The organism is Veillonella sp. LMAG:90 (assembly GCF_008679445.1).
Classification (GTDB): domain Bacteria; phylum Bacillota; class Negativicutes; order Veillonellales; family Veillonellaceae; genus Veillonella_A.
In genome coordinates, this window is sequence record NZ_NAND01000001.1 from 517868 (window position 1) to 544204 (window position 26337).

24 protein-coding genes and 2 tRNA genes are annotated in these 26337 nt (G+C 40.0%); 18 read left to right on the forward strand and 8 right to left on the reverse strand.

The genetic code is table 11. The features are described 5' to 3' along the window. Window positions 1-11 precede the first annotated feature (11 nt). The 3 genes from CCC71_RS02220 to CCC71_RS02230 all read left to right on the forward strand — a co-directional run bounded on the left by CCC71_RS02220 (window position 12) and on the right by CCC71_RS02230 (window position 1726). Window positions 12-566, forward strand: a complete 555-nt coding sequence (locus CCC71_RS02220) for a LemA family protein (RefSeq protein WP_021841513.1) — start codon at window positions 12-14, stop codon at window positions 564-566. A gap of 80 nt (window positions 567-646) precedes the next feature. Beyond that, on the forward strand, window positions 647-1447 hold the full coding sequence (locus tag CCC71_RS02225; protein WP_127058012.1) for a TPM domain-containing protein: 801 nt from the start codon (window positions 647-649) through the stop codon (window positions 1445-1447). 126 nt (window positions 1448-1573) lie between these two features. Further along, window positions 1574-1726 carry a hypothetical protein gene (locus CCC71_RS02230; RefSeq protein WP_164726529.1) on the forward strand — a complete coding sequence of 51 codons (153 nt, stop codon included), beginning with the start codon at window positions 1574-1576 and terminating at the stop codon, window positions 1724-1726. Between the two features lie 182 nt (window positions 1727-1908). On the opposite strand, the gene CCC71_RS02235 is transcribed toward CCC71_RS02230, so the two are convergent. Next, a tRNA-Thr gene (locus tag CCC71_RS02235) sits at window positions 1909-1982 on the reverse strand. Window positions 1983-2114: 132 nt separating this feature from the next. Between CCC71_RS02235 and CCC71_RS02240 the strand changes: the two genes are divergently transcribed. Both CCC71_RS02240 and CCC71_RS02245 read left to right on the forward strand, forming a co-directional pair. Beyond that, window positions 2115-2453: a hypothetical protein gene (locus tag CCC71_RS02240; RefSeq protein ID WP_295247107.1), complete on the forward strand. Its 339-nt coding sequence runs from the start codon at window positions 2115-2117 to the stop codon at window positions 2451-2453. A 1590-nt stretch (window positions 2454-4043) separates the two neighbouring features. Beyond that, window positions 4044-5426: a tyrosine-type recombinase/integrase gene (locus tag CCC71_RS02245; RefSeq protein ID WP_296332761.1), complete on the forward strand. Its 1383-nt coding sequence runs from the start codon at window positions 4044-4046 to the stop codon at window positions 5424-5426. A gap of 322 nt (window positions 5427-5748) precedes the next feature. Here the strand turns inward: CCC71_RS02245 and CCC71_RS02250 are convergent. From CCC71_RS02250 to CCC71_RS02265, 4 genes are all read right to left on the reverse strand, one after another. Further along, a tRNA-Thr gene (locus tag CCC71_RS02250) sits at window positions 5749-5824 on the reverse strand. Between the two features lie 284 nt (window positions 5825-6108). Then, a complete protein-coding gene (locus CCC71_RS02255; RefSeq protein WP_247240147.1) occupies window positions 6109-7230 on the reverse strand; it encodes a metallophosphoesterase in 1122 nt (373 codons plus the stop codon). A gap of 74 nt (window positions 7231-7304) precedes the next feature. Continuing rightward, the gene (locus tag CCC71_RS02260) at window positions 7305-7745 is read right to left on the reverse strand and encodes a MarR family winged helix-turn-helix transcriptional regulator (protein ID WP_164726528.1); all 441 of its coding nucleotides are present in this window, start codon (window positions 7743-7745) and stop codon (window positions 7305-7307) included. A 239-nt stretch (window positions 7746-7984) separates the two neighbouring features. Then, window positions 7985-8356: a pyridoxamine 5'-phosphate oxidase family protein gene (locus tag CCC71_RS02265; protein WP_127058009.1), complete on the reverse strand. Its 372-nt coding sequence runs from the start codon at window positions 8354-8356 to the stop codon at window positions 7985-7987. A 203-nt stretch (window positions 8357-8559) separates the two neighbouring features. Between CCC71_RS02265 and CCC71_RS02270 the strand changes: the two genes are divergently transcribed. The 9 genes from CCC71_RS02270 (at window position 8560) to CCC71_RS02310 (ending at window position 19113) form a co-directional block, all read left to right on the forward strand. Then, window positions 8560-9222 carry an NAD(P)H-binding protein gene (locus tag CCC71_RS02270; protein WP_127058008.1) on the forward strand — a complete coding sequence of 221 codons (663 nt, stop codon included), beginning with the start codon at window positions 8560-8562 and terminating at the stop codon, window positions 9220-9222. 176 nt (window positions 9223-9398) lie between these two features. Further along, complete coding sequence (locus CCC71_RS02275; protein ID WP_127058007.1) at window positions 9399-10877, forward strand: FAD-dependent oxidoreductase; 1479 nt, start codon at window positions 9399-9401, stop codon at window positions 10875-10877. Window positions 10878-10934: 57 nt separating this feature from the next. Beyond that, window positions 10935-11072, forward strand: a complete 138-nt coding sequence (locus tag CCC71_RS02280; protein ID WP_021840286.1) for a rubredoxin — start codon at window positions 10935-10937, stop codon at window positions 11070-11072. Between the two features lie 350 nt (window positions 11073-11422). After that, window positions 11423-14467 carry a DEAD/DEAH box helicase gene (locus CCC71_RS02285; RefSeq protein WP_296332767.1) on the forward strand — a complete coding sequence of 1015 codons (3045 nt, stop codon included), beginning with the start codon at window positions 11423-11425 and terminating at the stop codon, window positions 14465-14467. An 8-nt stretch (window positions 14468-14475) separates the two neighbouring features. Next, window positions 14476-14865 (forward strand): (deoxy)nucleoside triphosphate pyrophosphohydrolase, encoded by a 390-nt coding sequence (locus CCC71_RS02290; RefSeq protein ID WP_127058005.1) that lies wholly within the window; start codon window positions 14476-14478, stop codon window positions 14863-14865. A gap of 236 nt (window positions 14866-15101) precedes the next feature. Beyond that, window positions 15102-16007, forward strand: coding sequence for a DNA adenine methylase (locus CCC71_RS02295; protein ID WP_127058004.1), 906 nt, complete (start codon window positions 15102-15104; stop codon window positions 16005-16007). A 110-nt stretch (window positions 16008-16117) separates the two neighbouring features. Continuing rightward, a complete protein-coding gene (locus tag CCC71_RS02300) occupies window positions 16118-16978 on the forward strand; it encodes a type II restriction endonuclease (RefSeq protein WP_226974334.1) in 861 nt (286 codons plus the stop codon). Between the two features lie 19 nt (window positions 16979-16997). After that, window positions 16998-17747, forward strand: a complete 750-nt coding sequence (locus CCC71_RS02305; protein WP_127058002.1) for a TRM11 family SAM-dependent methyltransferase — start codon at window positions 16998-17000, stop codon at window positions 17745-17747. Window positions 17748-17871: 124 nt separating this feature from the next. Then, the gene (locus CCC71_RS02310; RefSeq protein ID WP_127058001.1) at window positions 17872-19113 is read left to right on the forward strand and encodes a PTS transporter subunit EIIC; all 1242 of its coding nucleotides are present in this window, start codon (window positions 17872-17874) and stop codon (window positions 19111-19113) included. Between the two features lie 264 nt (window positions 19114-19377). On the opposite strand, the gene CCC71_RS02315 is transcribed toward CCC71_RS02310, so the two are convergent. Together CCC71_RS02315 and CCC71_RS02320 are read right to left on the reverse strand one after the other, a co-directional pair. Continuing rightward, a complete protein-coding gene (locus CCC71_RS02315) occupies window positions 19378-19905 on the reverse strand; it encodes an NCS2 family permease (protein ID WP_296332772.1) in 528 nt (175 codons plus the stop codon). Beyond that, a complete protein-coding gene (locus tag CCC71_RS02320) occupies window positions 19893-20744 on the reverse strand; it encodes an NCS2 family permease (protein ID WP_296332775.1) in 852 nt (283 codons plus the stop codon). Before CCC71_RS02320 ends, CCC71_RS02315 begins: the two co-directional genes overlap by 13 nt. Window positions 20745-21012: 268 nt before the next feature. Between CCC71_RS02320 and CCC71_RS02325 the strand changes: the two genes are divergently transcribed. The 4 genes from CCC71_RS02325 (at window position 21013) to msrA (ending at window position 24766) form a co-directional block, all read left to right on the forward strand. Next, window positions 21013-21540: an RrF2 family transcriptional regulator gene (locus tag CCC71_RS02325; protein WP_021840365.1), complete on the forward strand. Its 528-nt coding sequence runs from the start codon at window positions 21013-21015 to the stop codon at window positions 21538-21540. Window positions 21541-21848: 308 nt separating this feature from the next. Continuing rightward, window positions 21849-22304: a MarR family winged helix-turn-helix transcriptional regulator gene (locus CCC71_RS02330; RefSeq protein WP_021840366.1), complete on the forward strand. Its 456-nt coding sequence runs from the start codon at window positions 21849-21851 to the stop codon at window positions 22302-22304. 147 nt (window positions 22305-22451) lie between these two features. Further along, window positions 22452-23654 (forward strand): MFS transporter, encoded by a 1203-nt coding sequence (locus CCC71_RS02335; RefSeq protein WP_021840367.1) that lies wholly within the window; start codon window positions 22452-22454, stop codon window positions 23652-23654. Window positions 23655-23791: 137 nt separating this feature from the next. Then, complete coding sequence (msrA, locus tag CCC71_RS02340; RefSeq protein ID WP_226974337.1) at window positions 23792-24766, forward strand: peptide-methionine (S)-S-oxide reductase MsrA; 975 nt, start codon at window positions 23792-23794, stop codon at window positions 24764-24766. Between the two features lie 74 nt (window positions 24767-24840). Here the strand turns inward: msrA and CCC71_RS02345 are convergent, their stop codons facing one another. Beyond that, a complete protein-coding gene (locus CCC71_RS02345) occupies window positions 24841-25953 on the reverse strand; it encodes an IS1249 family transposase (protein ID WP_296333589.1) in 1113 nt (370 codons plus the stop codon). Window positions 25954-26337 lie beyond the last annotated feature (384 nt).

Below are 26337 nucleotides of genomic sequence, written 5' to 3' on the forward strand. Positions count from 1 at the left end.
GGAGGATACTCATGAAAAAAACTTGGTTAATTTTAATTGCTGTTGTCATTGCTATCGGTGCTTGGGTAGTAAGCGGCTATAACGGTTTGGTAGGCATGGATGAAGGTGTAAACAACAAGTTGGCACAGGTTCAAACGCAGTTACAGCGTCGTAACGATTTAATCCCGAACTTGGTAAGCACTGTTAAAGGTTATGCGTCTCATGAACAGGCGGCCATTCAAGCCGTTTCCGATGCCCGTGCTAAACTGGGCGGAGCCCGTACGGTAGAAGAAATGTCTCAGGCTGACGGTGAATTATCCAGCGCTTTGAGCCGTTTACTCATGATTACGGAAAACTATCCGAACTTAAAAGCGGACCAGAATTTCCGCGCTTTGCAGGATGAATTGGCAGGCACTGAAAACCGCATTGCCGTAGCACGTAAAGATTATAATGATGTAGTTAATGCATATAATGCTAAAGTACGTACATTCCCTACATCCATCTATGCGGGGATGTTAGGCTTCCAACCAAAAGCGTATTTCCAGGCAGACCAAGCGGCTCAATCCGCTCCTAAAGTGGAGTTCTAACCGTAAATCCATATACTTATTTTCATAGGATTGTGGCAACGAACTTTGTTTTGTAAAAAAAGATTGGTTAGGAGGGCTTGATGGCTTGGATAATGCGTAAAAACAGCCTTTGGAAAGTTGTCGTGATGTTGCTGCTTACCGCCATCATCGCCTTACAAGCACTGGCGGTTCACGCAGCAGATATTCCGGCTAAACCACCGGCCGGTCAATATGTGGTCGACCAGGTAAACGTACTGTCGAGCAAAGAAGTACAAACTATTAATGCCATCGGCACCATGCTTGATCGTTCTGGTAAAGGGCAACTGGCCGTTGTCGTAGTGCCTTCATTCGGTGATGTGGCTCCCGCTGATTACGCGCTAAACGTATTGCGTGGTTGGGGCGTCGGACACAGCGGCAAAGATGATGGATTCGTGCTAGCCGTGGCGATGGAAGATAAGAAAATCTTTCTCACCGTAGGTTGCGGTTTGGAAGGGGTCTTAAACGATGCTAAAATCGGGCAACTATTGGACACCTATGCCATCCCGAGTTTTCGTCAGGGGCAATTTGGACCGGGCATTGTAAGAACGGTCTGGCAAACGGCTCAAATCGTAGATCCGGATATTAGTAAACAAAGCCAAAATGTGAATCAACAGGCACAACCTGACAATACCATTGAACTGTCATGGTGGCAGGTGTTGCTCATCGGCGGAGGGATTATTTTGTTCCTCATGGTTGATGCCATTTTCTTTGGCGGGGAACTTACCCGGATGCTGCTTACCATGTTTATCTTCCGCGGCGGTGGCGGCGGAGGAGGTCGTGGGGGCTTCGGCGGCGGCAGCGGTCGCGGCGGTGGTTTTGGCGGCGGATCCGGCGGTGGCGGTGGTGCCGGCCGAGGCTGGTAAGAATTATAAAGTAGTTTTGTGAAAAGGAAAGTATCAAATAGAATACGAATAGAAAAGACGCCATATGCTTCCTTGCGATTGTTTGTGTAAGGAATATATGGCGTCCGTTAATTAGAAGGTTAGATTATGAAGCAGATAGAATCAGAAGAATATAAAGAAATACAGAAAAAACGACTGATGAAATTAATCGAGATGGAAGAGGGCTTATTTGAAATCAATGGCTGGCTTTCTGTGGGCGATGTTAAGGAAAATTATAGAAAACGTAAGTTTGAATCATAGTGTTATTTTGCCCACTAGAGCTTAATACTCTAATGGGCAAAAATAATGGGCGAAAAAATGGGAGTGCTTCCTGTGAATAAGAAAAAAAGAGAAATATTTCAAATCACTGAACAGAATCACAAATGCTTATGATTACTGTATTTATCAGCAATTTGAAATATTCCTCTAAATTTTAAAAATAATGGAGCCGACAATAGGACTTGAACCTACGACCTACTCATTACGAATGAGATAGTAAACCCTTATAAACATTGGCTTGATGCGGTGTCTAAAATAAAAAGTGTGGTAAAAATGTGGTAATTTTAATAAATTTTGAAAAGGCTACCTACAGAAATTTACCCTTATTACTCAATATGAAATCATTAAAGTATGAAGGGAATTATTAATTATGAAAACTACTGCAAACAGCACAAATAAAAAACTTGTCTTTATTCCATTATCCGACCTTGTGAAATATGAAAAGGCAATGCAGATTGATACAGATAAAGACACTTGTGACATTGCAGCCTTGCTACCGTGGGGCATTGCATTAAATGATACAGAGATACAGCAACTTGAAAGCGTATTAGAAATGACTTTAGATACCATAGAAGAAAGAGCCATAGCACCGCTTCAAAAGGCTTTTAGAGATAGACCAATAGTATACCAAAGAGAACTCTTTCAGTACAATATAGACGAAACAACTATACAGGCGTTCTATGAATCTAAAGAACGTACAATAAGATAGACCCCTTTAATGGACACAAAGAAACATTCATGTTACCCCTTTGAATAAAACTCTTTGTGTCCATTTTTTTTAATTCAATTGTGCACAATTTATTTTTTAGTATGCTCACAGTGCGTTTTTACGATTTTTATTTTTCTTTAGGTATAAAACCATAGGGGAATTATTAAGCACCTTAAAAAGTGGCTCCACGTTGCCAGTTTAGACCTTAAATTGAAAGTCTGAACATTAGACACAAATAAAGAGCCTTTTTACGATACTTATTTGTCTTTAGGTATAAAACCCATAGGGGAACACTTTAGACACTCTAAAAGTCAATTAAACGTGCCCTATAGCATCTTAAACTTGATATATGGAATAAAGACCGCATCATGGAAATACTTTGTGTCTGAACCCTTAGACACCCTTTGTTTATTGTCAGAAAGTCTATATCCATGCAAGACCAATAGATACCCTTACAGGCGTACTTTATGTATTCTTTAATGAGAGTGCATAAGGTACGCCTTTTTTTATTTGTGTCTTTGATGAGGGAAACACTCATAAACCCTTATAGACACTGAAAGAATAGACAATATTTTTACATAAAGAAAAACAAAAAGCAAAATAAAGTTTTTGATAACGCTAATTGGAACACTTAATACCGCTTTTAATTGGCACACTAATTGGAGATAAGGGAAAACAAAAGAAAAACTAAAGGTATATATACATGAGAGCTAAAGGTTAACTATAAGTTAACTAATAGATACTATAGGTATACTTAAGTATTCCTTATTTACCAACTGGTGAGATGTCCTTTAGCATACTAAAGTACCCTCATGTTCTCCAACCATGAGTATTCCTTTAGACTGACAAAGGGAATACTACTGAATACTATAGGTGTCATAAGGTACAGACCAAAAGAGAAAAAGAACTAAAGAATACCTAATACTATAGGTGTCATAAGGTACAGACCAAAAGAGAAAGAACATAAATAGTCTTTGTCTTTTCTAACTGGTGGAGTATCCTTTAGCATACTAAAGGATTTATACTGCAATTCAAAGAATAGACCAAAGGATAAAATTGGTAAAAAATTTGTGAACAGATATATATCATACTAAAATTTCTCATTCACCCCATAGGGGTACCAAAGTACACTATACATTACTACAGACACAATACAGAATCGTTTTATATAACGGTATGACACTATAAGAAAGCCTTAGACAAGACTAATTATTGTCTTAACGTGTACCGTTGGCAAGCCTAAAGCCGTTCTATGATACACAATCAGAGAGCCAAAGGAACGCCTTTAGTCTTGTTAAGGGGTACCTACAGTCCCCCTTGAAACCCCCTTGTAAACACATGATAACTCATAGACTACCTATACGAGTTTATAAGGGTAGTCTATGAGTTATCATGTGTCACCAACAATTAAACATAAGACACCAACTGCAACTAATAGCAGACACATAGAACAGTAGGGAAACCATTTGAAACCCTAAAGAAATAATACTAATTTGTGTCTACTTGCAACTCCTTGCAGAAGGTGTCTTTTTTTTGTCTTTACGCCCCTACAAAGGGGTATTTTTTTGTCTTGAAAAAGGGGTAACAATTATGTATTACAAAGTGAAAGACATTGCGACAATGTGCAATAAGACACCGACAACAATCAATAATAAACTTCATGATGCGGTAAATAGGGGTATTCTTAAAAGTCATGTGTTAGACCAAACGCCGACTATACTAAATGTGCAAGACCTTCAAATATTCCTTTACAAATACTATCCATATGTGTATGATACAGTCAAGAGTAAATTTGATGTAGGTAGTCAAGAAGGGAGCTACCCACAAATGACTACACTATCAAATGGTTATTCTTATAAGCCTAAAGGCAAAACTTATTTTCACATTCGAGATTTAGTATTGTTTATTGATGCAGAAGGGAACGAGGTAAAGTATAAGAACAAGATACATTTTAAGACAAAAGCACAAGCGGATAGAGAAAGACTAAAGGTTATCAAAGAGCGGAACAATGGTAAGTACTTGAAACTAGGAGCGGAAACAACTAGACACGGAAAAGGAAAGCCCAAAGAAACACCTTTATTCCTTTGTGATAGCATGAAAGAATATATTTTGTCTAAAGACATTGAAGAAAAGACAAGAAAAGATTATTTGAGTATCTACAATACAAAGATAGTACCATTCTTCAAAAATACGCTAATTAAGGACTTAACGAAAGAGTTAGTACAGGACTTTGCAGACAGTCTAAAAGCGAACATTACAAAGTCAAGAGTGCTATTGAATATGTACTTAGATTATCTTAGGAAAAAAGGCTTTGTGTCTTTCAATGCAAGTCAAGATATAGACTATCCAAAAGACAAAGGTAGAGGTACTCAAAAGAAAGATGCTTTGACAATGGAAGAACTGCAACTCTTTTATGATTACTACAAAGGACACCGCTTAGAACACGCAATACACCTATTCTTCCATACAGGAATGCGACCACAAGAAATGCAAGCCCTTACATGGAACGATATAGAGTACAAAGAGGATAACTCAATAGAAGTTTATATCACTAAAGCGTGGGGCGAAACTGAAATAGGTAAAGGCACCAAAGAAACAAAGAACCAAAATAGCAATAGACTTATTTATGTTCCACCAAATGAACAACTTGTAAAACTCTTAAAGCAAGCAAAAGAAAACTCTCATGGTTGTAAATATGTATTGTATAATGCAAAATATATGGCACCTATTGAAGAATGTAACTTTTCAAAACGGTATATGAGTGATGTAGCCAAAAAGCTAGGTATTAGAAAGCACATCACGGCTCACTCAATTAGACATACTTACATTTCTTTGTGTCTAAATCAAGGCATTCCTTTGCACACATTGCAAAAGCAAACAGGGCATACAGATGCTACAATGATATTAAAAACATACGGACATAATATTCAACGTATGGAAAAGGCTTTTCAGAATGTGTCTTTCGGCTACTAAAAGAGCAATACGAAAAGACAAAAAAGACATTTGTCAAAGAAATTGCATTTTACCACATTTTGAAATCGCTTGAAAGCCTTGTAAAACCTATGTTTATCCTAAATTGTACTATGTTTTTTACCACACTTTTTGCAGATGTGGTAATTTTACAACAGACAATTTATAACTTTTTGTCTTAGAAAACATGTTTTACCACATTTTTTATACCTTACAAACCCTTACAAAATCTACATTAATAGACAATGTACAAATGTTTTTAACCACACTTGCAAAAAAAGAGAGGTTATAAGAATCAAAAACTCTTAGAACCTCTTATGAATACTGGAGCCGACAATAGGGCTTGAACCTACGACCTACTCATTACGAATGAGCCGCTCTACCAACTGAGCTATGCCGGCATGACTACTTAGTTATTTTAGCGGATTTTTGACAAAACGTCAAGAATGTTGAAGTAAAAGGTTGAAAAATTAAGCTCTATGAATTTTGAAGTCAACTAAAATATCACATTGCCATTGCATATTGTCACCTCAAAACTACGTGATACGGCTTCAAATATTCCCAAAATTAACGACTGCAACGAATATGTTAATTAGCATTTTCGTTGCAGTCATTTTTATTAATCAATATTAAATTCGACGTTCAATTCTATGTTTAATTTACATTAACGTGTATGCTTGATAGCTTACGGCTCTTTTACATCCACGATGACAAACTCGGATTTGGTGCCGGTTTTAAACTGGATGGCCCAGTCGGAAATGCCGGAGGTTACGACAAAGTTGGTGTTGTCACGTTGTTCCAAGCCATAAATACGGTCGTTTTGCCCGATACTAAACCAATTGATTAATTGCTTGAGTGGAATCATCTGACCGCCGTGGGTGTGGCCGGACAATACGAGGTCGGCACCGGCTTTGGCTTCAGCCGCGTAATCGCGCGGTTGATGGTCGAGCACGATGATATATTTGCTGTGATCGAGCGGAGCCATTAAATCGGCGATAGCTGCACGGGAGCGACCAAAATCGAATTCTTCGGACGCATCCTGACGGCCTACGATATAGAAACGGTCATCTAACAAGATGCTTTCATCTTGAAGTACGATGACACCGTTTTTTTCAAGCTCGGCTACTAAATCGTTGCCCGTGAAATCACGTGAATCCGGTCTGTAAAGGGCTTTATCGTGGTTGCCGAATACATAATCGCCGTACTGCGTGTTAACATCTTGGAGCGCTTGCGTGGCCTTAATCATTTCCGCCTTAGTGGTGCGCTCGTCTACAAAGTCACCGGCAATGACGAGCAAATCCGGTTTTGCTTTTTCAATCGTTTTTAAATGTTTGGCAAAACCGTCGGCGTCGAAGGTGGATCCTAAGTGAGAGTCCCCGATGAGAGCGATGCGCAGATTGCCCACTTTTTTATCGGTCATAACGGTGTAATCGGTTTGGGCTACATGGTGAGCCTGATACCAACCGAGTCCGAGGTATAAAACAGTAATCAGAATACCTGCGGCCGCACTCATCGAACGGGAGACGGTGACGATATCAAATTTCATGGCCAAGATGCGCAGAATTTCGGCAAGTCCCCAGAAGACTGTCAGGTGAAGTAGCACAATTATGGCATTAGTAACGGTATATGACATCCAGATTAAGGCTGTAGGCGCGATAATAATGAGGGCGCTGATGAGCCAGGTCATTAGTTTGCTGCCGTTAGCCAGCATTTCGATAAACGGCAAGCGGCCTACGCTATATATAAGAAATAATAAACTGGCGCCACCCAACAGGAACAGGCTGCCAAATAGTATTAACCACATCATTATAAGAACTCCTCTCTTTTCCAATGCGTTGTATCGGTCGAATTATATGGCCGTAAGCTTGTAAAATGGTACTATTACTCAACGCTCATAGCCTTACTGCAATTTTGAATATATCGTTTGGTAAGTTTTAGCAAGGTTTCCCGTTCGCTTTCACTTAGTTGACTCATAGCCGTTACTTCGCAATTATGAATCTTGTCCATGATTTCTTGGGCCTTCGTCATACCTTCAGCAGTTAAGTTGACAGTTTTATTGCGACGATCCGTCGGCAACTCTTCAAGCGTTACCCAACCGTCTTTTAAAAAAGCAGTCACAACGGCATTTACCGTTTGCTTTGGCAAAAGACAGCTATCGGCAATTTCTTTTTGCGTGAAATTTGGGTTTTCATAAATTGTTGTCAAAATATCGAGTGCCGTATTTGATAAGCCCATGGATTTCGCATAGGCCTCATAAGCCACATACCACTCGTTTAACAGATTGCAGTACATTGCAATTTGATCGTTTATAGTTGGTTTCATTAAACACTCCATCGACTAAAAGTATATTTATATAAAACAGATATATCTTCTATTTGAGCTTCTAATTGTAAAATTATGGTTAGTCTGAAAATCTAACAGTCCATTTATGGACTAATATATGATACATCGAATTTATTAGAAGTGTCAATATTTTTTGTATGAAAAAAAGCCCACCGAAGTGGGCTTACCGGTTCTACCGGATATAGTATTTAGTTATGTATATAGCGTTTTAAAACAGATTATAATAACTGTTTAGCCGATTCGGCTTTTACAACTAATACGCGTTTTAAGAATGGAAAGTCCGCATACATTTCATCGTAAATAGGACCTTCACCGATGAAGCTTGCCGTACCCTCTACACGGAAGCCGGTGCCTTGGTAGCCGTTGAAGCCTTCTACTTCACGAGCGCCCATGGTTACAATAACGCGGTCGTTCTTTTTAATGTCCGCTTCGGTAGAAGTCATGCCGGCTGCAGGAATTAAGATTGTATCGTCTTTAATCTTTAAATAGGAATTCCACGTGTTGGTTACATGAGCTTCATTATCACTCCAAGTCGTAATGGAAACAACACCTTCGTGTTTTAATACTTCAAAAAATTTGTCCGGAAACATTGTGAATCCTCCTTTTTTCTTTCGTTTATTCAAAATTTCAATGATTAATAAAATGTACTATTGAACATAAATACGTTATAATCATTATAGCATAATATCGATATAAATTGATATATGAAATGATTATATATATCAAAAATCGGTAAAATGATACATGAAGTTGATATAAGATAGCTTCAGTTTGAAGCTATGTGGGAGGTTTTATGAAGGCAATTATAGTGGGCGCGACCGGGGCTACGGGGCGCGATTTATTGGAGTTGGTATTGGCCAATCCGATGTTTGATTCCGTTGAGATTTTTGTACGGCGTAATCCGGAAATTATCCACGAAAAGTTGATTACCCATATTATAGATTTTGATAATCCGGAATTATGGGCAAAGTCTGTAACCGGCGATGTGTTATTTGCGTGTCTCGGCACGACTCGTAAGGATGCGGGCAGTCAGGAACAGCAGTGGTTGGTGGACTTTTATTATCAGATGGAGTTTGCTAAAGCCGCTAAAAAGAATGAAGTGCCACATTATGTGTTGCTATCTACGGTAATGGCGTCACCGAATTCGCACTTTTTCTATACTCGTATGAAAGGCGAGTTGGAAGAGGCTGTGAAGGGACTTCATTTTGCAAAAACAACGATTCTCAGACCACCGGCTTTGGAGCGTAAACACACGGATCGATGGACCGAGACTGTCAGTGTGGGCTTACTGAACTTTTTTAATGATAAAGGCCTTTTTGAAGATAAAAAGCCGATGCCTACGGATGTGCTGGCTAAAGCTATGATTATGTCGACGAAGATTCAAGACCGGGCCCTTGAAATTTGGGAACCGCCGATTATTTGGAATTCCGGTCTTGCTTACGATACTGTGGAATAAAGGCACAAGGTGAGACGGCATACGTTTTAATAGGGAGACTTGTGTTGTAAAATAGTTGAAGTCCTTTTCAAGTTGATATTTGTAGATATAAGGCGTACAATAGAGGTAAACGTAGTAGCTTGAATGACGTTTGTTTTAGTATTACATTTTTTTCAGGTGGAAAAGAGGTAATGTTTATGAACGAACAGTTAGCTTTCTTTAAAAAGCCGGACCCGATTACGGATATTAAGGATGTCAAGCAGTATGATATCGTCGTAGTGGGCGCCGGCTCGCCGGGCGTGCCTTGTGCGTTGAAGGCGGCTGAATTGGGCGCTAAAGTTGCCATTGTACAGAAGTTAAAATCCGCTATGGCGGGCGGTAACTTCGGAGCCGGGGTCTTATTGGATAAGAGCGATCCCTATGATGTAGCTCGTTTGGTGACGCTCTTAGAGGCGTCAGCCGATCACCGGGCGAAACGGGGCCTCATTGAAATGTGGGCCAACCATTCCGGGGAAGCAGTAAGCTGGGTGATTGAACAGGCAAAACTCGCCGGTGCTCAAGTAAAAGACATGGGCACACCGGTACATACGGCACTTTTGAAAAAACATGGCTTCAAGATTGAGTTTACTACTTGTGTGTTTGGACCGAAACCGTATAACACGGGGCAGGGCATGAAGGCTCTTTGTAAACTGGCCGAAGAACGGGGCATCGATATTTACTACGGTACGCCGGGTGAACAGCTCGTACAGGATGAAACCGGTCGTGTTATCGGCGTTATCGCTAAATCGCCGGACGGCTATATTCAATTGAACGGCTCGAAGGGCGTTGTCCTTGCCACCGGTGACTATGCAAATAATGCTGAAATGATGCATTATTACATGCCGGATATGGATAATTTGAAACGCAAACGCTTCGGTTATGACGGTGACGGTCACAAGATGATTGCCTGGGTAGGCGGTCGCATGGAAAATGTGGGACATACTAAGATGGCCCATGATATGGATGCGGGCCCGGCGTCGATGATGGATTCGCCGTATATGCGTGTTAAAATGAACGGTAAGCGCTTCTGCGACGAAGCATTGGGCATGGATCTTATGAACTGCTACTTGACGAGCAAGGAAGACGAAGGTCATTATTGCCAGATTTTTGACAGTGATTATATTGAACAGGCCAAACGACTGGGGCTTGGCTACGAAGATTTCGAGTCCATTAAAAAATGGATGCCGGAAGAAGATGTGGAACACACCGGCGTTGTACCGGGGCTCATTGCTACCTTTAAGGCTGATACCTTAGAAGAATTGGCTGCAAAATTAAAGATAAAAGACGTGCCGACATTCTTGGCATCCGTTAAACGTTATAATGAAATGGCGGCGGACGGACGCGACGTGGAATTCGGCGTGGCGAAAGAAAATCTCTGCCCGGTGCTCAAACCACCGTTTTACGGTATTCATCGTCATATTCGCTTTACCGTTTCTTGCTCCGGCATGGTAGTTAACGAACGGCTGCAAGTCGTTGACGATGACGATAAACCGATTGAAGGTCTTTACGCGGCAGGCAATTTAGCCGGTCATTTCTATGGCAGTACGGATTATCCGTTGGATGTATTCGGTCTTAACTTGGGCCACAACTACACCCAAGGTTATGTGATTGCTAAAGAAATCATGGGTGAGTTGTAAGTTGCTGAAGAATATAAGCCAAGTGGCTGTTGTTTGATTCCTAAGGAGGAATGACGTATGAAAGACAAATATGTTTGCACAGTTTGTGGTTATGTGTATGATGAAGCAGCTGAAGGCGTAGCATTTGCCGATTTGCCTGATGATTGGGAATGCCCTACTTGCGGCGTGCCAAAATCTCAGTTTGAAAAGATGTAAGAGGTTTTAAGTAGTAAATGTCTTCATGCGAGGCGTTTAGCAGTGGAAACCTTGTGTGGAGTGGATTGAAGGTGCTCTTTTGATTAGAGTGAATTGAAGTGCGGTAAAAATAAATGTTTACCGGAGAATAGCCCTTGCTCGGTTGAGCAGGGGCTATTCTGCGTTTGTAGGAAATAATTTGTATGAATTTGATTTAAAAGCTGCTACAATAATCTCAACAGGTATAATAGTTTTCAACTTTAATTGGATATTCTTTCAGTAGTTAATGTGCTGAAGTTACTGATGTGTCAATGTCTTATTAAACTTGATCTATTGGTCAACTTAGAGGGAGTTTTTTTAGGAGCTAAATCATGTTTGAAGAGCAAATTGAACGGATTCGTAAGGGGATTGAAACAGCTTTTATTAGTAAGCATGAAGTGTCGGATATTATGTACCAACCTCAATTGGTACTTAATAATCCGACAGAGAAGTCGAAGGTAATAGCTACATTGCAACGTGAGTTATATCGTTGTGACAGCTTTAAGTTTAGCGTGGCTTTTATTACTGATAGTGGTATTGAAGGCTTGCTTGGTACTTTAAAAGATCTAGAACAAAAAGGTATTAAGGGACAAATTTTAACATCAGATTATTTATGTTTTACTGAGCCAAAGGCGTTGGCAAAGATTGCACAGCTATCTAATATTGACTTGAAAATTTATCGCACTCAAAGTGATGGTGCTGAAGGATTTCATACTAAGGGATATATTTTCTCGGATGAAGAAGTGTACCATATTATTATTGGCAGTGCTAATTTAACACAGTATGCTTTATCCGTTAACAAAGAGTGGAATACGAAGGTTGTTACTACAACTGAAGGTGCATACGCACAAACGATAGTTGGTGAATTTGATGAGATGTGGAATAGTCCGGCCAGTCAATGGTATAAGGACTGTATTGATGACTATACCAAGATATATGAGGCTAAGAAAAAGCAATTACAATTTCAGAAACAACAGACTGCTATACAAAATGCTTTAATAGCACAGGGAGCAACGTTAAAACCAAATACAATGCAGGTAGCATTTATGGATTCATTGTATAATTTATTCAAGGCGGACAAGAAAAAAGCATTGTTGATTTCGGCTACCGGTACGGGTAAAACCTACGCCTCGGCATTTGGTATACAACGATTACGACCTAAACGGATTCTATTTATTGTCCATCGCGAACAAATCTTAAAGCAAGCCATGGATACGTATAAGAAGGTCTTTGGTAATAATCGTAATATGGGGATTTTATCGGGCAACTCAAATAATGCAACTGTAAAGAATTGTGACTTTATTTTTGCGACGATTCAAACTATATCAAAGGATACAACATTAAACAGTTTTTCAAAAAAGGCCTTTGATGTGGTAATCTTTGATGAAGCACATAGAACTGGTGGGGCGACGTATCAGAAGGTTATGAACTATTTTAAGCCTAACTTTTTGTATTTAGGGATGACTGCTACGCCCGAACGGTCGGATAACTTTAATGTTTATGAGTTATTTGATTATAATATTGCTTATGAAATACGTTTGCAACATGTATTAGAAGATAGACTTTTATGCCCGTTCCATTATTTGGGCATTGCTGATTTAAAAATTGATGATGAAAGTGTAAAGATTCAAGACTTTAGTCGACTCGTAAGCAACGATCGTGTAGAATACGTAATGGACTATGCTAAATATTATGGCCATAGTGGCGACAGAATTAAAGGCCTCATATTTTGCTCAACTGTAAAAGAGGCTGAGAAATTATCAGAGGCATTTAATAAAAAAGGTTGGCGTACATTGGCTTTGTCTGGGGCTAATACGCAGCAAGAACGAGAAGATGCTATTAAACGTCTTTGCGATGACACTGTGCCTGAATCTGAACGACTAGATTATATTTTGACGGTTGATATTTTTAACGAAGGTGTTGATATTCCTGATATTAATCAAGTTATAATGCTTCGTCCAACGGAGTCGCCGATTATATTTGTGCAACAATTAGGTCGTGGTTTGCGTAAGGCGAACAATAAAGAATATGTGGTAGTGCTAGATTTTATCGGCAACTACAATAATAACTTTATGATTCCGGTAGCGTTGTCTGGCGACCGTACTTATAATAAAGACAATATGCGCCGTTATGTAAGCGAGGGAACGAGTGAGATTCCGGGTTGCTCTACTATTCACTTTGATGCAGTTACGAAGGACCGAATTTATAAGGCTATTGATAAGGCTAAACTTAATGCAGTCAAATTTTTAAAAGATGAATATATTAAATTAAAAAATAAATTGGGAAAAATTCCGGCGCTTGAAGATTTTGATAAATTTGGTGCTATAGATGTGTTCATGATCATTAATTATTCTGGGTCATATCATGAATTTTTAAAAAAATATGAGCCTGAGTATACAGTTGCTTTTAATGCTGATGAAGAGGCGTTTATAAAAATTTTATCTCAGAAATATATGCCGGGTAAGCGTATTCATGAGTTATTGCTCTTGGAAACAATTGTTAATAGTGATGCTATTAAATGGAGCGATTTTGTAAATAAACTTGAGACAATGTATAATTTAGAGAATTCCAAGTCTTTGCATGATAGTGTATTCAATGTGTTATCCGGCGACTTTTATACTGGTTTTGCGGTTAAGCTTTATAAAGACCATCCGTTTATTATTGAAAATAATGGCGTAATAGAGAAATCGCCGATATTTGCAAAGGCAATGGATAAAGAGGAATTTGCCAATGTTATTGAAAAACATATCGAGTATGGTATTCATAATTACAAAAAAAAGTATGGAAAACTATTCAAAAAAAGACCGTTCCAGTTATATGCTAAATATACCTATGAAGATGTGTGCCGCTTACTAGAATGGCCAGAGAAGATTGTTGAAAAAAATATGGGTGGATATGTATACAATGTACTTACTAATACGATGCCGGTGTTTATAAATTATGTAAAAGAAAATATATCTCATAGCCTTGCGTATGAGGACCGCTTTGTACATCGAAGCCATTTAATAGGTCTTTCTAGAGTAAATCGGACTGAATCATCGCAAGAGGTTATCCGTTTAGCAAATAAAAATGAAGATAATATTATAATTGCTCTATTTGTGCGTAAAAATAAGGATGATAACAAGTCTAAAAAATCTAAGAAGTCTAAGAAGTCTAAACAGTCTAAAGAGTTTTATTACTTGGGAACAATGCAATCAAATGGAGAAACTAAGGCGATTAAGAGACCAACTAATAATACGGTAAAGGCTGAAAAAGGAAAAGCTAAGGTCCAAAGTAATAAGCTTGTGAATGCGGTTGAAATTCATTATATTTTGGACCAACCAGTGCGTGAAGATATTTATGACTATATTACAACTGTGGATATAGACGTAGAATAGGAGATAAAATGAAGCAAATTGAAGTAGTCGCAGCAATTATCCGACATGATGATACGTTTTTGGCGACTCAACGTGGATACGGTGAATTTAAAGATGGTTGGGAATTTCCCGGTGGTAAAATAGAGCCCGGTGAAGAGCCTAAGGAAGCGTTGAAACGTGAGATTAAAGAGGAATTAGCTGTCGATATTGAAATTCAAAACTTTCTGTGTACGGTGAAATATCAGTACGATACATTCCATCTTACGATGCATTGCTATATTTGTGAGCTAGTGGACTCTAAAATTACTTTGTTGGAACATGAGGCGGCTAAGTGGTTAACAATTGATGCGTTAGATAGTGTTGATTGGCTACCGGCAGATATTGAGGTCGTTGAAAAACTAAAAGTTTGGGCTAAATAATTAGTTGTGCTGTAATAAGAGGTGAGGATTTATTCCTTGCCTCTTTTTGCTTTAGTTTTATCTAGAGTCGTTTTACTTTAATAGTAGTTGACTCGCACCAATAGTGGATTCTTGACTATTGGTGTATTTTAATTTACTTATCGTAGTTAAACTTATATAATAAAGATCAAAACGCAATAGACGTTGCAGTATTTTAGTAGATTTAATTTGTGATACATAAGGAGGCAATTGGAACGATGAAACCTTTTTTAAAATGGGCTGGCGGCAAAAATCAGTTGCTCCCTTACATAGAGGCGTATTATCCATTTGAAGATAAAAATATAAATAAATATGCGGAACCTTTTATTGGCGGCGGTGCTGTTTTATTTGATATATTGAGTAAATATGATTTAGATGATGTTTATATCAGTGATGTAAATAAAAGTTTAATAAATACATATAAAAGCATTCAGCAGAATGTTGGTGATGTTATAGCACAATTAGAAGCTTATCAAGAAAAGTTTTGGCCTATGGAACAAGAGGGCAGAAAAGTGCTTTTTTATAAAAATAGGGATAGATATAATGAGCTGCTAAGTTTAAAATTTCTGGAAAATATTAATACAGCTCCTTTGACGGATAAACATATTGAGTTGGCTTCGCTCTTTATTTTCCTGAATCGTACCTGCTTTAATGGCTTATATCGGGTTAATCGCAATGGTTTTTATAACGTACCTATGGGGGCGTATAAGCGACCATTAATTTGTGATGCAGAAAACCTTGTCGAGGTTGCTAAAGCTTTAGCTAAAGTGCACATTGTTTGTGATACTTATAAAGCTGTAGATGATTTTGCAGATAAGCAGACTTTTGTCTATATTGATCCGCCGTATCGCCCTCTCTCGGAAACAGCTAATTTTACGTCATACAGCGAATATGAATTTAATGATGATTCACAACGAGAGTTAGCGGAATTCGCACATCATTTAGATGGTAAGGGAGTTCGTGTGTTATTAAGTAATTCTGATCCCAAAAATACGAATCCGGACGATGAGTTTTTTGACGAAATCTATAGTGGATTTAAAATCGAAAGAATTTTTGCTAACCGAGCTATAAATAGCAAGGGCTCAAAACGTGGTAAGATTACCGAATTGTTGATTAGTAATTAATAATTTTGAAAGCAAAATTAAATTTAGGGGCATTCATTAATAGCTATTTGCTGTTAATTTATTTTTAGGTATTTATTGTATTAGGAATAGTGTATAGGGAGGATAGTATCATGAAACGTGATTTTATTAATTGGCTAGCAGAATTTAAGGACAGTATTGCTAATTATCAGTACTACATAAATTTTGAAAAAATATATGGTAATATTGATAAAATTAGGATTGAACTAAATATTTTAAACTCTCTAATTGGCTCAAAAAATATCGAGTCTGAGTTTGAAGGTCTAGTAGCTAAATACCCGGAAGTTCTCAAATGCATCCCACTTCTATTGGCTGTTAGAGCAAACGAAATCTATGCAATAGATGATGATGGGGAGTTTTTATTCAATTTTAAAAAGATGAACTACTCAGCTGATGCGTATAAAATGTTCATGAGAAAAACAGGCTTGTTTGATTTAATGGCTAATCATATTATCAGTAATCTCATTGATTATGCAACCGGCGTAGAAACCGGCTTAGACTCAAACGGACGTAAAAATCGTGGTGGTCATTTGATGGAGGATTTAGTAGAATCATATATTAAAAAAGCTGGTTTTGAGCGTAATGTAAGCTACTTCAAGGAAATGTATATTCGTGATATCACTCGAAATTGGGGAATTGATTTATCTGCGATTTCTGATAGAGGGCGCAGTGAAAAACGATTTGATTTTGTTATAAAGACCGAGGCTATGGTATATGGTATTGAAACTAATTTCTATGCCGGTGGTGGTAGTAAGTTGAATGAAACAGCTCGTAGCTATAAGACATTGGCGATGGAGTCGAATACGATTGATGGATTTTCTTTTGTTTGGTTTACTGATGGTAAAGGCTGGAACAGTGCCAGACATAATTTAGAAGAAACTTTTGACATAATGGACCATATTTATAATATAAAAGATTTGGAAAATGATATTATTTCAAAAGTTATAAAATGAGGAAGTGTATTTGTAAGTTATGGCTGTAAAGAAAATTAAAAAATGGGAACCTGAAGATTTTGAATTGGAGATGACAACTCATTGGTCTTTTCCAAAAAGGGGGGATTGGGCTACCCATGATGCGAAGTGGCGTGGCAATTGGTCACCATATATTCCGAGAAATATTTTGTTGAGATACTCTCAACCCGGTGATTTAGTATTGGATCAATTTGCCGGTGGGGGCACAACTTTAGTTGAAGCTAAGTTATTAAATCGTAATATTATTGGGGTTGATTGTAATGATGTAGCGTTAGCACGTTGTGAAGAAAAAATAGATTTTGAACATGATGGCGCTGATGGTACAGTTGTGGTGCGTAAAGGCGATGCCAGAAATCTTGATTTTGTTGCGGATGAAAGTATTGATTTGATTTGTACGCATCCTCCATACGCTAATATTATTAAGTATAGTGATGGTATTCCGGAAGATTTATCACAACTTAAAATTAAAGACTTTTTAGAAGCAATGAAACCGGTTGTCAATGAATGTTACCGCGTTTTAAAGAAAGATAAGTTTTGTGCAATCCTCATGGGAGATACGCGACAAAAAGGCTGTATGCAGCCTATGTCGTTTGACGTTATGAAAATATTCCAAGACGCCGGCTTTACTTTAAAAGAATTAATCATTAAAGAGCAACATAATTGTAGGGCGACGGGGTATTGGAAAACAAATAGTGTAAAATATAATTTCTTATTGATTGCCCATGAATATTTGTTCGTATTTAGAAAATAATAGGTAGACCTTAGAGCCCCCTCGAAATTGTCGAGAGGGCTCTCTTTTGTTATACTTATATTGGTTTAAATTGATATACATAATCAATAAATATATTTAAAGATTCAATCTAAAGGAGTATTTCATGTCTGCCACGACTTCACTATATATGCGACTTAAAAGCTTTGCCGACGGGGCGATAGATCTACTATCAGCCCTGTTTTTACCGATTATTGCCTTACTGGTATCGACTGGTATTTTAAAAGGTATCTTCATTCTTCTCACTGTAAATCACTTGGTACCGGAAGGTTCGAGTACGTATGTAATCTTGAACGCTATGAGCGATGCGTTCTTCTACTTTATACCGGTTTTTCTTGCTTACACGGCGGCGAAGCGGTTTAATACAGATCCCTTTACGGCCATGTTACTGGCGTGTGTGTTGGTGTATCCGGATGTGACACAGCTCATGAAAGCACCCGGAGCGGGCGGTATGGAGTCGGTAGAAGCATTGGTGCAAAGCTTGGCGGCGACTATGGGACAATCCGGCGATGGTAGTGCCGTGGCAACGATGTTCGGTCATGTAGGTGGTGCCGGTGGTTGGCAAGGTCCTGATTTATTTGGCTGGCCCATGGGGCAGGTTATGTATCCCTCGTCGGTGATTCCAATTTTATTGGCCGTATATTGTTTGCAATATGTAGAAAAGTTGGGTAAAAAGATTTTCCCTGAAGCGGTGCGCGGGTTATTTACGCCACCCCTTTGTATTATCGTGATGACACCGTTTACCTTAGTTATTTTAGGACCTATCGGTACCTGGCTTGGTGCTTTATTGGGCGGCGGTTATGAATTAGTTTACGGCCTCAGTCCGTTGATAGCCGGCCTTATTGTGGGCACGGTGCAACCGTTTATCGGCATGTTGGGGCTCCAATGGGGCTTTTTCCCGATTGCTATTAACAATGTGGCCGTATACGGTTTTGATACCTTAATGCCTTTATTCGGTACGGCCATGTTCGCTCAGGCGGGCGCTGCCCTGGCGGTAGCGGTGCGTAGTAAAAATAAGGTATTTAAGACGGAAGCCTTTTCCGCGGGGCTTATTGCTTTGCTCGGGGTTACGGAACCGGCTGTATTCGGGGTTACTTTGCGTTTGAAACGACCTATGGTTTGTGCCTGTGTGGCCGGTGGTTTAGGCGGTGCCTTGGCAGGCTTTTTCAAAGTAAGTGCCCCTTCCTTTGCCATTCCGGCGGTTACTACGTTACCGGTATTCATGGGACCATCTTTTATGTGGTATTTGACAGCTTTAGGGATTGCCTTTGGGCTGAGTTTTGTGCTGACTTTGATAGTTGGATTTAAAGATATTAAGTATTCAGAGGTAACGATGATAGAGGAATAAATGAAAGTTAATTTTAATATTCAATTAGTGTAGTAAGTATCTGGTTTTATCATTACTTTTACCCACACTTTTTGTCCACCCTGAAGTAAGCATTTGAATTTAACGATATTTGCTCTAATAAAAAAGACTTATCTCGAAGCTGTAAGCAACTTAGTGATTAAGCATTATTGCAAACAGCGGAGATAAGTCTTTTTTCTTTATTTAAGTTTTTGGGCTCAGGGCTTAAAGCGAAATCTTTTCAGATTTTTCACAATAATCCTCGTATTAATACCAAATGTAACGAATCAATACGATGATGGCCAACGGATACATAATCCAGTGAACTTCTTTGGTACGGCCGGCAACGATTTTAAGAAGTGGGTACATGATAAGACCGGCGGATACGCCGTTAGCGATGCTGTAAGTGAACGGCATCAAAGCGATTACCATGAAAGCCGGGAAGGCTTCGGTCCAATCGGAGAAATCGATGTCGCGAATCGGTTCCATCATCAAGGCACCCACTAAGATTAAGATTGGAGCTGTTGCACAGTTTGGCACGAGGGTGATTAACGGTGCAAAGAGTAATGCCAAGAGGAACAAGATACCGCAAGTAACGGCGGTTAAACCGGTACGACCACCGGCGCCGACACCGGCCGCACTTTCTACGAAAGCGGTAATGGTGCTGGCCCCTAAAAGGGCACCGAAGCTTACGCCGACGGCATCGACGGTCATGGCTTTGCCAAGTCCCGGGAATTTACCTTCTTTAGGATTAGCGATGCCTGCTTTAGTGGCTGTTCCGATTAAGGTACCCATGGAGTCGAATAATTCAACGAAGGTGAAAGAGAAGATAATGTTACGAGACCCATGCTCATGGCGCTGCCGATATCTAATTGGAAGAAAGCGGCTTTGCTGAAATCAGGCACTGCGATAATGGAGAAGTTGTCAGGTAATTGGGCATTACCGGTTGCATACGCCAAGATGCTGGTAACAACGGCGCCGATAATGAAGGAGCCTTGTACGTTGCGGGCCATCAAGAGGGCTGTAAAAACGAGACCGAAGAGGGCTAAAGCTACTTGCGGATCCATGAGGTTACCTAAGGTAAGGATGGTTTCCGAAGAACCCGGTGTGGAATGGCCTTTGGTGGCAATCACTTGGGCCAAGCTGTCCGGGGACAAGGATAAGGTAATGGCCATGAGACCGGATAATTTCAAACCGATAATGGTGATGAAAAGACCGATACCGACGGTAATGGCAATTTTCATAGACGCCGGAATGCCTTCAACAATGTGTTGACGCACCGTAGTGAGGGTCAAAATGAGGAAAACAATACCGGAAATAAATACGGCCCCCAATGCGGTTTGCCAAGCGACGCCCATACCGAGTACGACGGTAAAGGTATAAAAGGCGAGCAGGCCTACGCCCGGTGCCAAGCAAATCGGATAGTTAACGAGGAGCCCCATGGCAATCGTTACGATACCGCCGCCTAATGCAGTGGCGATGAGGACCGCGTCTTTATCCATGCCGGCGATGCTGAGTAGATTCGGCGCCAAGAAAAGAATATACGCCATGGTGATAAAGGTGGTTAAACCGGCGATAATTTCACCTTTCACCGTTGTATTACGCTCGCTGAGCGCAAACAGTTTTTCTAACATATGTGACCTCCTATATGTTTTAGAATTATAAATTCACCCCTATTGTATCATGGTAAATCAGAAAAGTAGAGAGGTAAATAGAGAAAATTCACAAAGTAAATAGACGTAATTAGCAAGATAAATAGCGATAATTAGCAAGGTAATTCAAAAAAGTAGGAAGTAAATCAAAGAAATGTGGCGAGGAATTTTAATTCCCCTCTTTGATAGGGGATAAATCTTGTGATATAATGAATTTAGTAATTCCTACTGTGAAAGAGGTATATGAACTATGAAAATTTCAACTAAGGGTCGTTATGCTTTACGCGTATTAGTTGACCTTGCAGAACATGGTACTAAGAAGAACGTGTCTATCCGCGAAATTGCGGAACGTCAGCGTATTTCCGATAAATATTTAGAAGGCATTGTAGCACGCTTGAGCGCGGCCGGTTATGTAAAGAGTGTACGTGGTAAATACGGCGGTTATCGCTTGTCGATGGAGCCGAAAGATTACACGGTTTATGATATTTTGCGCGCTGCGGAAGATTCTATTGCTCTCGTAGCTTGCTTGGAAGATGAAGTAAACCAATGTCCACGCAGCAAGACTTGTATGACCTTGCCTTTATGGGAACATATGCAGGCTCAATTCAAAGAATATATGGAAAAGTTAACGTTGCAGGATGTGTTGGACAAAAAGTTTGATGTATCTGATGATTCAGAAGATGATGAAGAGGCTCACTCGGCCGAAGGCAAAACTGCCGATGAGACAGCCACTGACGACACTTCCGCTGACGTAACCGGTAAGAGTACACCGGCCTAATTGAAGACAATGGTAACGGACGGTACTGTAGTAAAAAGTAAATAGCGATACGGTATATCAAAAGAACGTTTGAAGTTATAAAACACCTTTGAGTGGTACAATCTGCATTTACTTTTTATGGTAAAAGTGCGGGCTGATGCTAAAAGGTGTTTTTCTTTTTGACACAGCCGGATGTATGGGGGCGAAGCACTAGACGTTTGGAAGATGAGCAGGTTACTCTCTTCAGCCGAGGCACTCACCTTGACAGGGGTTGTCGCATTGTATAGAATTATATTGTGAACTAATTAATTGAGATAAGGAGAAAAACCTTGATAGATACAAATATAGAGGAACTGGCTCTAAAGAATCAGTTGTGTTTTCCCTTGTACGCCTGTGCGAAGGAGATTGTAAGAGCTTATCAGCCGTTATTGGAACCTTTAAATTTAACATATACGCAATATATTGTGATGATGGTTTTGTGGGAACACAGCCATTTGAATGTAAAGTCCCTGGGCGAGTATTTATATCTCGATTCGGGAACGCTTACGCCATTACTGCGTAAAATGGAAACTAAAGGCTTTTTAACACGGACGCGCTCCAAAGAAGATGAACGAACCGTCATTATTTCCATTACGGATGAAGGCCGCGAATTGCAACAGCGGGTAGCCCATGTGCCGAAGGCGATGGCGCAGGTGGTAAATCTGACGGATGAAGAATTCACTACCATGTATAAACTGTTGTACAAATTGATTGCGCAGCTAACCGGACGGGAACAAAAAGTATAATTGTAGCTATTTAGTGTGAGCTCCTTGAGTATGATCAAGGAGCTTTGCTTTGTTTGAATTAAAATTATAAGTATATGACAACAAATGTTGCCTTAAAATTGTGAAATGAATGGCCGAAGGGCAAGTTTTGAAGAAAGAAGGAATCATATGGCAGATGCGAGAGGCGGAATGCGCAACGTATGGCTGTTAACCGGCTGTATGACGGGTTTATCCATATGTTACACGATGTTGATACCGTTTTTGCCGGTATATTTATTAGAATTAGGTGTAGGTCACGATAGCGTCGCTATTTGGTCCGGCGTTGTCTTTTCCATTACGTTTTTTGTAGCCGGCGTCATGGCTCCGATTTGGGGGCGTATGGCGGATACGAAGGGCAAAAAACTCATGGCCATTCGTGCCGGTATTTTGATCGGTATTTCTTATATTTTAACGGGTTTCGTACAAGATGCGTGGCAATTGTTTGCGACACGTGCTTTGATGGGCTTTGCCAACGGCTTTATGCCGGCGGCGATGACCATGGTATCCCTCAGTGTGCCGAAAGAAAAAACCGGTACGGCGCTGGGGATTTTTCAGACCGGTTTAATTGTAGGTAACGTTATCGGGCCGCTTCTCGGCGGTTTGATTGAAGCGGTTGTGGGCATGAGGCCGGTATTTTTCATTGCCGGTGGCGTTTTATTCGTGGCCAGTGCGGTGGTATTCTTCTTTGTAAAAGAACCGCATATGGGCGATGCGCAGCCGGTTGAAACGACTTCGTTCCGAGAAGATTGGAATTTTGTTAAAGGTCGCAAAGTATTGACGGATTTACTATGGTTGTATTTCATTATGCAGGCCGCTATCTTAATGCTGCAGCCTATTTTGGCGCTCTATGTAGGGCAGTTGCAAGGCACGATGGAAGGGGCCGCTCTCTTGGCCGGTACAATCTTGAGTGTCGGCGGTTTGGCCGGTGCGGTAACAACCAATATTTGGGCCGCTTTCGGGCAGCGCAAGGGCTATTTTAAAGCCGTATTTTATGCCCTTTGCGGTACCGGTATATTCTTGTTTTTACAAAGTATGCCGTTTGGCATTACCTGGTTCGGCAGCTTGCAGATTTTGGTAGGCTGTTTCATCGTAGGGGTCAACCCGTTGTTGAGTGCGGCCTTAGCTCATTATACAGAACCGGCATTTCGCGGTCGCGTATTCGGTATGGCCACGACGGCCAACCAGTTCGGTTGCATGGTGGGGCCGCTCTTTGCGAGTGGTGTAACCACCTTCTTTGGGATTCAGTATGTATTCTTGGTAACCGGCGTGCTCTTGATGTTCGTAGCATATCAAGTGTATCAACGCCGTGTTAAAGCGGCTGATGCCTTCTAATATATATTTAGACTTTTAATATTTTCGATTTAATGGTATAGTGTTATCAATATGGTGTAATATGATGTTAAATCAGAGCATTATATGAGATGAAATGAGAGATAAAAGAGAGTTAAAAGAGAAAGTGAGGTCAATTTATGGCTATTCAAAGTGTTTATGCAGATAAACGAACAATCTATGTGGCAGGTGGCTGCTTCTGGGGTGTAGAAGCGTATTTTAAACGTGTAGCCGGCATTTTGGGGACTGCCGTAGGTTATGCGAACGGTAAAACGGAAAACCCGACGTATGAAGAGGTATGTCATAATGATACGGGCCATGCGGAAACGGTGCGCCTCGAGTATGATCGCCACATTATTTCCTTGGAAGAAATTCTACTGCATTTGCTCAGAATTATCGATCCTTATTCTGTGAATAAGCAAGGCGGCGATGTAGGCACTCAGTACCGAACCGGCGTTTATTATACCGATGAAGCGGATAAAGCCCGTGTTGAACGCCTTTTTAAGGCCGTTGATCCGTACGGTAAATTTGCCGTAGAAGTATTGCCGTTGGAACAATTCTTTGATGCGGAACTCTATCATCAGGACTATTTAGATAAAAATCCGAACGGCTATTGCCATGTGGCTTTATATAAAGCGAACGAACCATTGGTGGATTTACCGGCTTATGTGAAAGAAGATAAGGACGCCTTAAGAGCTCGTATCGGTGATGATGCGTACGCCATTACCCAGGAAAGTGCAACGGAACACCCGTTTACCGGTGAATATGACGACTTTTTTGAAAAAGGCATTTATGTGGATATTGTAACGGGGGAACCGCTTTTTATATCCGCGGCTAAATTTAACTCCGGTTGCGGTTGGCCGGCATTCTCGCGACCTATTACGGCAAATTCGGTTGTATATAAAGAGGATCTTTCGATTCCGGGCCGTCCTCGTGTAGAGGTGCGCAGTGCCCATGGCGATTCCCATTTAGGCCATGTTTTCACAGATGGCAAAGAAGATTTGGGTGGTCTTCGTTATTGTATCAACAGTAAGTCCTTGCGTTTTATTAAGGCTGAAGATATGGTCAAAGAAGGCTATGGCGCTTGGTTGCCGTTATTGGATGAAGAAGTATAAAATGTAATACGAAATAAGGTTTTGGGTCGTAATCCGCGGCTTATAGGACAAAAAGTGTGTGTGGCTTTTTTAAATTAATCCCAATAAATTGGAAATTCCGTGGACATATGGAACTCATTCCAAACAATGGCATCGCCCCATTGGGGTAAGATATTATCAGGACGGTTATTCCGCATTATCCTACGGTAAGTAGCAGCGATTGTTTTATCTGTAGGCATACATTTTAATATTTCAGCAACAGGAAGCGGTCTAGGTGAGTGCTCGTAACACCACCAATAGACCGCTTTTAATCGTCTTTCTAAGGATAATCCTCTGTGGTCTCGTAACATCCCCCTAAGTTGCGCATTAACGCCTCCTTCCAGTCGATTGTTCGTTGTAGGTACGGTAATATCTACAAACGTCAGGTAGGTAAATAGAGTCTCATCTCTAATTAATCGTAAAAGTCCTGCCTCAGCTTTTAAGAGGCGTTCATGAGTAGCCCTTTTATTCCCATTTTCGTCAACTGTCATTTCACGTAAGAAGTCATCAAACTCTTCTCTCCAAGCTAATAATCCATCAATCCAAGTATAGGCATCATCTATCGATTGAATCTTAAATAAACGCTTTGCTAGTTCATATAAGGCCTTGCCGGCTACTGTTTTTGGTGCAGAAGTTGTATACCTTCTTACTTGTGCAAAAACATGAAATAAGCAGCGTTGATGGTTACTTGTCGGCCACCTCTTTGCTAAGGCCTTAGCAAATCCAGATCCGCCGTCTGAGATAACAACACGCGGAGGAGCAATACGGTCCATTAATGCCTGCCAAGCTCTAGAGTTCTCATATCTACAAACATACCAGCCTAACACATGGTCCTTACTACAACAAATAAGTACACAGAGCTTACGCGTTAGGTATATGCCGTCAAAGTAAAGCACATCATATACTTCCTCAATCTTTGGTGGAAGGCACCATATGGACCAAAATTTAGCGGTTTTACGTCTAAATGTACGTCCTCCTCCAGGCATATCCTGCTGCAACTGTTTACTAAATAACCACTTCAAAAACAACTTTAGATCATGACTATCGGTGTTAATTTTGTTAGTGAAAGCGACTTTACAGTGCTTACAAAACCATCGCTGAGAACCGGATTTCAATATACCGTGTTTTATACATTTTCGACCACAATCAGGGCAAACTACTTGTTTAATATTAATCATCCTCCTATTTATGTTTTTATTTAGGAAGATATAATACCATTTTAGTCAGTAGTTATGTGGGTTCACGCATGTTTTTACACACACTTTTTGTCCACCCTTTATCTTTGTCAAAAAAAGATAAAAGTGCTATAAACCCAGTATCTATCTAGGTTTACAGCACTTTTTACACACACTTTTTGTCCTATAACTCTAATCCGCGACCTAAAGTTAAAGCCGGTACAGTCAGTATAGTTTGCTGTGCCGGCTTTTTATATGTTTGGTAAAAGTGAAAATTTTCAAAAAAACACTTGTAATATTTTATATTACATCTTATAATAGAGTCGTACGATGAAAGTGAATGTAATTCCCATTCAGCTGGAAATTTCTGATGGCATA